Annotated in this window: 8 protein-coding genes and 1 pseudogene; 4 read left to right on the top strand and 5 right to left on the bottom strand. The window is 47.4% G+C overall.

Annotated features, from left to right (window positions below; all coding sequences use genetic code 11):
- Nucleotides 1–189 (top strand): annotated as a pseudogene (locus VIM72_RS09425) (Ldh family oxidoreductase); the annotation flags it as partial.
- Between the two features lie 79 nt (nt 190–268).
- Nucleotides 269–1,591, top strand: a complete 1,323-nt coding sequence (locus VIM72_RS09420; protein WP_332002583.1) for an aspartate kinase — start codon at nt 269–271, stop codon at nt 1,589–1,591.
- Nucleotides 1,592–1,648: 57 nt separating this feature from the next.
- On the opposite strand, the gene VIM72_RS09415 is transcribed toward VIM72_RS09420, so the two are convergent.
- From VIM72_RS09415 to dinB, 4 genes are read right to left on the bottom strand one after another with little or no spacing between them, the layout of a single operon-like run.
- Nucleotides 1,649–2,107, bottom strand: coding sequence for an RES family NAD+ phosphorylase (locus tag VIM72_RS09415; protein ID WP_332002582.1), 459 nt, complete (start codon nt 2,105–2,107; stop codon nt 1,649–1,651).
- 18 nt (nt 2,108–2,125) lie between these two features.
- Nucleotides 2,126–2,581: a type II toxin-antitoxin system Xre/ParS family antitoxin gene (gene parS, locus VIM72_RS09410; RefSeq protein WP_325638826.1), complete on the bottom strand. Its 456-nt coding sequence runs from the start codon at nt 2,579–2,581 to the stop codon at nt 2,126–2,128.
- Nucleotides 2,582–2,622: 41 nt separating this feature from the next.
- Entirely contained in the window at nt 2,623–5,580 is a 2,958-nt protein-coding gene (locus tag VIM72_RS09405) for a DNA polymerase III subunit alpha (protein ID WP_332002581.1), read from the bottom strand.
- A 6-nt stretch (nt 5,581–5,586) separates the two neighbouring features.
- Nucleotides 5,587–6,798 (bottom strand): DNA polymerase IV, encoded by a 1,212-nt coding sequence (gene dinB / locus VIM72_RS09400; RefSeq protein WP_332002580.1) that lies wholly within the window; start codon nt 6,796–6,798, stop codon nt 5,587–5,589.
- Nucleotides 6,799–7,106: 308 nt separating this feature from the next.
- Between dinB and VIM72_RS09395 the strand changes: the two genes are divergently transcribed.
- Nucleotides 7,107–7,778: an SdpI family protein gene (locus tag VIM72_RS09395; protein WP_332002579.1), complete on the top strand. Its 672-nt coding sequence runs from the start codon at nt 7,107–7,109 to the stop codon at nt 7,776–7,778.
- Nucleotides 7,779–7,930: 152 nt separating this feature from the next.
- Here VIM72_RS09395 and VIM72_RS09390 read toward each other — a convergent pair whose 3' ends face one another.
- The gene (locus VIM72_RS09390) at nt 7,931–8,380 is read right to left on the bottom strand and encodes a hypothetical protein (protein WP_332002578.1); all 450 of its coding nucleotides are present in this window, start codon (nt 8,378–8,380) and stop codon (nt 7,931–7,933) included.
- 109 nt (nt 8,381–8,489) lie between these two features.
- Between VIM72_RS09390 and VIM72_RS09385 the strand changes: the two genes are divergently transcribed.
- On the top strand, nt 8,490–9,043 hold a 554-nt coding region (locus tag VIM72_RS09385), incomplete at its 3' end, for an XRE family transcriptional regulator (RefSeq protein WP_332002577.1).

The raw sequence follows: 9,043 nt of genomic DNA, 5'->3' as shown, positions 1-9,043 counted from the left end.
AAGGCCAATATGGATACCTGGATTGGCCGCTTCCGCGCTGCTGCACCGGTAGCCGGGAAAAAAGTGCTGATCCCGGGAGACCCTGAAAGGGAAATGCATCAGGAGCGGCTGGAAAATGGGGTTCCTGTTATAGCGCCTGTGGTAAAGGATTTACAGGAAGTTGCCGCTAAGTTTAATTTGAATTTCTAATTTTCAATCGTTCATAAAAAACGCCCGGAATGAAGCTGATGCAGTATTCCAGGTAGCTAAAGCAAAAATATACATTCAGATGAAAGTGTTAAAATTTGGTGGAACCTCCGTGGGAAAACCAGAGCGTATGCAGTCGGTATCGCAACTGATCACAGCAGATAATGATCAGAAAATTGTGGTGCTGTCTGCACTGTCAGGCACCACAAATTCCCTCGTGGAAATCAGTCAGTCGTTGTCGGAAGGTAAAAAGGAACAGGCAAAGCAGCAGATAGATAAGCTGGAAAGCCATTACCGCGCCTTTTGTAACGACCTGGTGAAGCAGGAAGCCGGCCGCGCAAACGCCAAGGCTATTGTTGATGAACACTTCGAGTTTCTGAATATTATCCTGAAGATATCTTTCAATGAAGCATTGAATAAAGATATTCTTGCACAGGGCGAGTTATTGTCTACACGGCTTTTCTGCGTATATCTTGAAGAAGCCGGCATCCCCGCGGTATTGCTGCCGGCGCTGGATTTCATGAGCATCGACGAATTTGAAGAACCGGAAATTCCAAAGATCAAGATCAAGCTGGGTAACCTGATGAACCAACATAAAGGACAGCATATCTTTATCACGCAGGGATATATCTGCCGTAACGCCAAAGGCGAAGTGGATAACCTGAAACGCGGCGGCAGCGATTATTCTGCTTCCCTGATAGGCGCTGCTATCCAGGCAGATGAAGTGCAGATCTGGACGGATATTGATGGTATGCACAACAACGATCCGCGGGTGGTGAAAAAGACCTTCCCGATTGATCAGCTCTCCTTTGATGAGGCAGCGGAGCTGGCCTACTTTGGCGCCAAGATCCTGCATCCTGCTTCTATCTGGCCGGCGCAGCATTTCAACATCCCGGTGAAACTGCTGAACACCATGCAGCCGGAAGCGAAAGGCACTATCATCACGGAAATGCCCAACGGTAATGGTGTAAAAGCCATTGCTGCAAAAGATGGCATCATTGCTATCAAGATCAAGTCGAGCCGCATGTTGCTGGCTTATGGCTTTCTCCGCAAGATTTTTGAAATCTTTGAGAAGTACCGTACACCTATCGATATGATCACTACTTCTGAAGTGGCGGTTTCTGTTACCATCGATCACCAGCAATATCTTGACCAGATACTGAAAGAGCTGCAACCATTTGGTACGGTAGAACTGGATTATCATCAAACCATCGTTTCCATTGTTGGTAACGAGGTGGCGGCTACCCCATCTATCATCACCAAATTATTTGACGCGATGGAAGAAATTCCTTTGCGGATGATCTCCTATGGCGGTAGCAGGCATAATATTTCTATCCTGATCAATGGCCAGTATAAAGAGAAAACATTGCAGGTGCTGAATAAGGGATTGTTTGGCCTGGAATAGGAAGAAAAATTTTTGAAAGATAGATAGAAAGCAGCGGATAATTACCCGCTGCTTTTTTTATTTCTTTAAACGCTGATCAAATACAAACGGTTGTGTATTCACGATGGTAATATTTTCAGCGTCGGGATGCAGCGGGTTGATCAGGTAATTATATTCATCGGCAATAACTACCGAGGGAATACGAAGCACCGCATATTTAGCGGTATCTATCCATTCATCCCCGATACATTGCAGCTCCGGCGAGGGCGCCAGCGATTGCCAGCCGGAAGGCAGATCGTGTTTGGTAAGCACCTTTATGGCAATATTGTCCGGGATCTGCAGGGTAGCGATGCAGAAGTCCTGTACAATATTTTTCAATGGAATATGTACCAGTACTTCCAGCGCAGATAAGGCCCTGCTGCCTGCCGTATATACAATAGCATGCCCCGGGCTGTTCCAGCGGCCTCCATACAGGCGCGCACCTGTTCCACTCAGATCATTGATGTAAGCGCACTTACTGATCCTGTATACTTCCATGTTGAGGGTTTCGTAGATTTATGCAAAGATGCCATGTTCAATGCGCCCCAGCTCATCCTGTATAAGCTGGAATCCAAAGGTGGTATCTAAAAGCGAAATAGGGGTTTGATAGTTGAAGGCAGGTAACGGAGTTCTCATCCATTCCTTGAAGTTTTCCAGCTGACCAAATACTTCGGTACCGCGCTGATAAAGTTGGGAGAGTAAAATAGCGCGTTCAGACGTGTCGGCAGACAGTTTCTCGTCGTCTGCATAGCGTTGCAGCGTTCTCTCAGACACATGCACTACCTGTGCCAGCTCTGACAAAGAAAAAGACAGCTGCCGGCTCAGGTTCAATAAAGCTCTTTTAATAATTCCACTGCGGGAAAGTTGTATAAAATCAAAGTAGCCACTACCGGCAATGTATGCCGCTCCTCCTGGCTGTTCCACTATTAACAATGCATTCTCCTGCACGCGGTATCCTTTTACATGTTTCATATACCCGACATTTGTCACAAAAATACAACAAATTGTCGGGATTAGAGCTTTTTATCTTCAAAATACCCAATCTTCCACATTTTATTGATTTCCAGTTGTATTACGCCGTATTCTTCCGCCACTATACCCTGGAGCACATAGAAGCCACCTTTTTGAAATGGGTATTTGCGAAAACTTTCGGGGAAATGGATGGTATCCATAAAGGCGCCGTCCCGGTCCAGGAAGGTACCAAAGCACATAGGCTCGCCTTTATTGCTGCGCAGGGATTTGGTGGTAACCAGGTAACCCAGTGTTGTAACCGGCCGGCCGATGTGTTGCCTGAACTCACGGGAAGGCATATACGCACTTTGATCGTGCTGCAATACTTTGAACGGAGATTGCAGCGGGAAACCCAGCAGGTCTATTTCATCGAAGGCATCTTCATGTGCATGGTATGCCAGCGTAGGCAGTTCACAATTGACGGCAGTGGTATTGCCAAACAGGGAAACGCTGTGTGGATGGGCTTCTTTCTTACTTACCAGCAAACTGCTTTTCCACAATAGTTCTTTTTTAGTGTAGCCGGTAAAATTGAAACAACCAATGCGGATCAGTATTTCCAGTTGCTCCGGCCCTGTGGGGATGCGGTGGGTAAAATCCTCCAGGTGTAAAAACGGGCCGTATTGTTCACGGTCTTTCAGGATCCTTTCCGCCAGCTGTTGTTCCAGTCCTTCTATATGGATCAGTCCTGTGTATACATCGCGGCCGCTGATACTGGTTGCATAGTCGCTGTGATTAATACAGGGCGGATGCACTGTTACGCCTGTTTTCTGCAATTCCCGGAAATAGAGCTCGCGGTTATAAAAGCCGCCGAAGTTATTGATAACGGCCACCATGAATTCTGCGGGGAAATAGGTTTTCAGGTAGAGGCTCTGGTAGCTTTCCACCGCGAAGCTGGCGGAATGCGCTTTGGAAAAGGAGAAATTGGCAAAGCTGGCGATCTGCCTCCATACCTCTGCAGATACATCCGGTGGCCGGTTGAGCCGTTCGCAGTTGCGGAAGAAACGCTCCTGGATCATCCTGAAATCGTTCGATCCCCGGTATTTCCCGGCCATAGCCCGCCGCAGGCTGTCGGCATCTGCAAGTTCCATATCTGCATATTTGTGCGCTACTTTAATAACATCTTCCTGGTACACCATAATACCAAAAGTTTCTTTCAGCAATTCCTCAATCACCGGGTGCAGGTATACTACCTGGGATGGATTGCGGTAGCGGTGGATGTATTGTTTCATCATCCCTGACTGGGCTACGCCAGGGCGAATAATGGAACTGGCGGCCACCAGGGTGAGGTAATCATCGCAGCCCAGTTTCTGCAGCAGCTGCCGCATGGCGGGTGATTCAATATAGAAGCAACCGATAGTGTTTACCTGTGCGAGGTTTTTTCGCACCAGGGGATCTGCCTGGAATGCTTTTACATCATGAATGTCGATATCTGTGCCGCGGTTTTTCTTAATGATGTCAATCGCATCGCGGATATGACCGAGGCCGCGCTGGCTGAGGATATCAAATTTGAACAGCCCCACTCTTTCCGCCTGCCACATATCCAGTTGTGCGGTGATAAAGCCTTTGGGCGGCAGGTAAGTAGTGCAATACCGGTGAATGGGCTCATCGCTGATCAGGATACCGCCGGCATGAATGCTGAGATGGTTGGGAAATGCTTTTTCTGTATCCATCAGTTTACTGAAGCGGGCTATTTTCTGATGGATACTATCGTTCTCCAGGTTAACCTGGAAGCCATTTTCCAGGATCCTGTCGATTTCTTTTTTGGGCAGTCCGTATACTTTTCCCAGTTCACGGATAACGGCATTGGTTTGAAAAGTAGTAACAGTACCCAGCAGAGCGGTGTGTTGCGGGCCATACTTATTGAAAACGTACCGGATAATTTCATCACGGTCGCGCCATGAAAAGTCGATATCAAAATCAGGGGGCGAGCTGCGGCAGGGATTCAAAAATCTTTCAAAATAAAGATCCAGTTCTATGGGATCTACATCTGTAATTTTTATGCAGTAAGCGATAATGGAATTGGCGCCGCTTCCCCGGCCTACATAAAAGAAACCGCGTTCCTGTGCATAGCGTATGATATCCCAGGTAATGAGGAAATAGGATTCAAAATTCAGTTGCGCAATAATGGCCAGTTCTTTTTCTATGCGTGAGAGCGCTTCTTTGTGATCGTGGCCATAGCGGTATATCATGCCTTCCAGGGCCAGTTCCCGGAGTTTGGCGCGATCTTCCTCCACGCTGCCCAGGAAGCATTTTTTATTCCGGGAGATGGAATGATGCAGGTCTGTTTCTATGCAGCAATCTTCCATCACTTCCACGGTACGCTGTACGATATGCGGGTAAGCGGCGAAGTGTTCCACGAGTGCGGCCGGTGTAATGAATTGTTCCTGCGGATGTCCGGTAGCAGCCGGTTCCAGTTGTGTGATCAGGATATTGAGATCAATGGCCCGCAGTAGTTGGTGTAGTTCGTAATGGGTATTGTCCTGGAAGGTAACGGGTTGAAGGATCACCAGTTTATCGCGTAGTGCGTCAGTATCTGTTCTGAATAATTTATTGCGTTGCCAGGGTTTAACGCCAATCAGTTCATGGGGCGCTAAGTCTTCAGGGGAGCGGCTTTCCAGCCCGTACACCACCCAGGTGTGGGGAATAACAGGAGCCTGGTTGGGGAAGGGTTTTTCCTGTTGCAGGTGAGTGGATAAAAAAACGTTGATATGATGCCAGCCTTCCTGGTTCCTTGCCAGCAGGAGATATTTGAAATCATTTCCGTTCCTGCATTCCAGTCCGAGTATAGGTTTGATATCATATTTCCGGCAGAGGCTTACGAATTCCCATGCATCAGAAGTGATGTTGATATTAGTGAGCGCGAGTGTGCCGATACCCAGTTCATGTGCTTTGCGGACCAGCATTTCCGCGTGCATGGTGCCATATCGCAGGCTGAAAAATGTTTTGCAGTTAAGGAACATGAATGCTTATTTAAAATATGGCATGATATCTTTTTGGGGCTGTGGTTGTCCTTTTTTACCGGGTGGTATCACGTTGGTGCCTTTCATGAGATACTCCCATCCGAAGCGGTTTTTAATCTGGTCAATAGCCTGGTAAAGTGCGATCATTTCCTGCTTGTCATCGAACAGGCTGATCTGGTAGTTACCATGAACAAGATGGCTGAAACGCACGCCGATGAGGCGCACCAGCAGGCGGCGGTCGTACAGTTTTTTGAAGAGGTCCTTTACTTTTTCCAGCAATACATGATCGGCGCAGGAATAGGGGATAGACATTTGTTTGGTAACGGTTTCAAAATCCGAGTAGCGGATTTTCAGGGTGATGCAGCCGGTGAGTTTATTCTGTTGCCGCAGTTCGAATGCAATTTTTTCTGTCATGCGTACCAGTTCCGCGTGCAGGAATTGCATGTCGATAGTATCTGCGGGAAAGGTACTTTCCGTAGAGATGGATTTTTGTTCATAAAAAGGCACCACCGGCGATTCATCGATCCCATTGGCTTTTTTCCAGAGGGCTATTCCGTTTTTTCCCATCCATGCTTCCAGCAGGGAGATGGGCACTTCACTCAGTGTTTTTACGGTTTCTACGCCGCGGCGCCTCAGCAGGGCGCCGGTTTCACGGCCTACCATCGGGATCTTTTCCACCGCCAGCGGCGCCAGGAAATTTTTCTCTTCTCCGAACAGGATTTCAAGCTGGCCATTAGGTTTGGCTTCATCGGTGGCTACTTTGGAAACGAGTTTGTTGGAGGCCAGTCCGAATGAAATGGGCAGTCCTGATTCTTTCATGATTGTTTTCCGCAGTTCGGAGGTCCATTTCATTGAGCCAAAGAACTTATCCATGCCGGACAGATCCAGGTAGAATTCATCGATGGAAGATTTCTCATAAAGCGGGGCTTTCCCGGCAATGAGCTCGGTGATTTCCCTGGATTTAGCGCTGTACAGCTCCATATCGCCACTGCGCACAATGGCATGCGGACAAAGGCGCAGGGCGGTTTTCATGGGCATGGCCGAATGAATGCCATACCGTCTTGCTTCATAGCTGCAGGCAGCTACTACGGCGCGATCACTGCTACCGCCTACCAGCAGGGGCTTACCGCTGAGGCGACTATCCCGCAGGCATTCTACTGATACAAAGAAGCAGTCCAGGTCGAAATGCGCTATTGTTCGCTGTTGTAAAGTGATCATAATGACAACGGTTTATGGATAAACAAAGGACGGAACAGGCAGGGCTGTTAAAAGTGATTACGGATGGCGGACCGGGCAGAGGGAGGGTAGTATAGCAGCAGGCCTGCCAGCCGGAATCCCTTTTAAAGTGACCACTAAGTTACTAATTTATTTAGTAATACTAAAAAGTTTAGCAAAAAATATTGAAATTCCGGTCGCCCCAATTTTCGTAACTTTAATACAACATATCTGGCAATCAATATGTAATAGATAAGAGAATGGAAATGAAGGAAAAAAGGAGTTACGTGAACATTTAAACTGATCTCCACATGAAAAAACCGGATTTTACCAGGGAGTTACTTATCCTCGCTTTACTGCTGGTGCCGATGGTTTATCTGGCTGTTATCTACAAAGACTTACCAGTTGTATTGTCCAATAGTGTGAATGCGGCGGGATCTCCCGAGATGGGGACGAAGAATGATTTCCTGCTGCTGATGATCTTTCTCTTTTTTACCAACGGGTTGATCTATTTCCTGTTCCGTTATATCCCGCGGGCGGATGACACCCAGTTAAGGCCTTCTGCTATTGAGATGGAGCATAAGGAGTATTACAGGATACGATTCCTGATCCATTCTTACCAGGCGGTATTTACCTGTATCATTATTTTCCTGGTGAGCCAGGGCAAGCCGTTTATCATGGAGCGCTGGGCTTTTATAGGCGTGGGGTTGCTGATTGTGGGCATAGGCGCCTACCTGCGCAAACTAAAGCCCAATAATTATGTAGGGGTAAGAACGCCGTGGACATTACAAAGCCCGGAGATATGGACAGAAACGCACCAGATGGCGAGTACCCTGTGGATCAGTATTGGCGCGGTGATTATTATAGGTGGATTTTTCCTGTCGCTTATTACGGGGGTGTTTATAATTTTCTTTGCGGCGATTGTGCTGGCGGCATTACCCTACATCTATTCTTTCAGGTTATATAATAAAGACAAAGGCTAATTCAGTGGTCAATCAATACATCGGAAAAAGGAATGGCGTCCCTGATAAGGACGCCATTTAATTTTATGAAGAGGTATATACCCTGTATTTATAGGCTTTCTTTTATAGAAAACATCTGCCTTTTGGGAGGAAGCGCCATCCCGGGAAATGCCTTAGAACCAGCCTTTACCCAGCGCTGCCCGGAATGGCCATGGAATGAGCGCCAGTATAACGATGAAGGCAAGGCCAAAGAAGATCAGGCCCAGCTTATGTTTCTGTGCATCTGACACTGCCTTCTTAATTTTTGATTTACCGATATGTACGAGTGCGATAGCGATGATGGCCATTGTTTCATGTTCCACGGTGAAGAAGCGTAAAACGGGATCTTTCATGGCTCCTCCCATATCAGAGATACCCGCTTTGGAGAGAGGGCTCAGGAAAAAAAGGATCAACCCTACTACCAGTTGAAGATCGCAGAAGATCATGAAGAAAAGCCCGGCTTTTTTATCTGCTGCAGTATATGGTGTGTTACCTGTTACGCCTTTCAGGGAGCGGATTACCGCCCAGAGCCCAGCCAGCAATATAGCCCATCTTAGGAACGAGTGTACATAGTTTATTAACATATCGAGTTGGATTTTACCGGGCAAAAATAAGCCACGCCGCCCGAATATATTTGGTAAATGATAAAAATATTTGCTAATTTTGTTAGCAAGGTACTAAATTATTTAGGTTATGTCCGTAGTATGTCAGAATTTGAAATACCTGCGTAAGCAAAAAGCCTGGACGCAGCAAGAGTTTGCCGATAGGCTCGGTATCAAGCGTTCGTTGCTGGGTGCATATGAGGAAGAGCGTGCAGAGCCCCGTACGGAGATCCTGGAACAGGTGAGTGATATGTTCCGGGTATCTATCGATGATCTGCTCCGCCGCGATCTCGGTTCCCAGAAAGATAATTTCCTGGAGAAGCGCCGCCAGCTCAAGTTGGGGAATTCACGTCAGGCGATCCATTTTGTGCCGGTAAAAGCGGCTGCCGGTTACCTGGCCGGTTATAATGACGACGAGTTCATTGAAGAACTGAACACCTTCACCCTGCCTATGCTTGGAGCGGGGGATTACAGGGCTTTTGAAATAGCGGGAGATTCCATGCTGCCTGTTACTTCAGGTTCTGTGATCGTTTGCCATAAGATAGAGGGATGGGACGAGATCAAGAACAATGAAACCTATGTGGTGATTACCTCCAGGGAGGGCATTGTTTTTAAGCGGATACTGAAGAATAACCGCTCCAAATC

This window comes from Chitinophaga sp. (assembly GCF_036569185.1).
Taxonomy (GTDB): domain Bacteria; phylum Bacteroidota; class Bacteroidia; order Chitinophagales; family Chitinophagaceae; genus Chitinophaga.
The sequence above is the reverse complement of the archived record's forward strand: the minus strand, read 5'-3'. Positions and strand labels throughout refer to the sequence as shown.

Excerpts from the sequence above, each read along its gene's own strand:
- VIM72_RS09415 (WP_332002582.1), bottom strand. The coding sequence starts at position 2,107 with ATGGAAGTATACAGGATCAGTAAGTGCGCTTACATCAATGATCTGAGT.
- VIM72_RS09405 (WP_332002581.1), bottom strand. The coding sequence starts at position 5,580 with ATGTTCCTTAACTGCAAAACATTTTTCAGCCTGCGATATGGCACCATG.
- dinB (WP_332002580.1), bottom strand. The coding sequence starts at position 6,798 with ATGATCACTTTACAACAGCGAACAATAGCGCATTTCGACCTGGACTGC.
- VIM72_RS09420 (WP_332002583.1), top strand. The coding sequence starts at position 269 with ATGAAAGTGTTAAAATTTGGTGGAACCTCCGTGGGAAAACCAGAGCGT.
- parS (WP_325638826.1), bottom strand. The coding sequence starts at position 2,581 with ATGAAACATGTAAAAGGATACCGCGTGCAGGAGAATGCATTGTTAATA.
- VIM72_RS09390 (WP_332002578.1), bottom strand. The coding sequence starts at position 8,380 with ATGTTAATAAACTATGTACACTCGTTCCTAAGATGGGCTATATTGCTG.
- VIM72_RS09395 (WP_332002579.1), top strand. The coding sequence starts at position 7,107 with ATGAAAAAACCGGATTTTACCAGGGAGTTACTTATCCTCGCTTTACTG.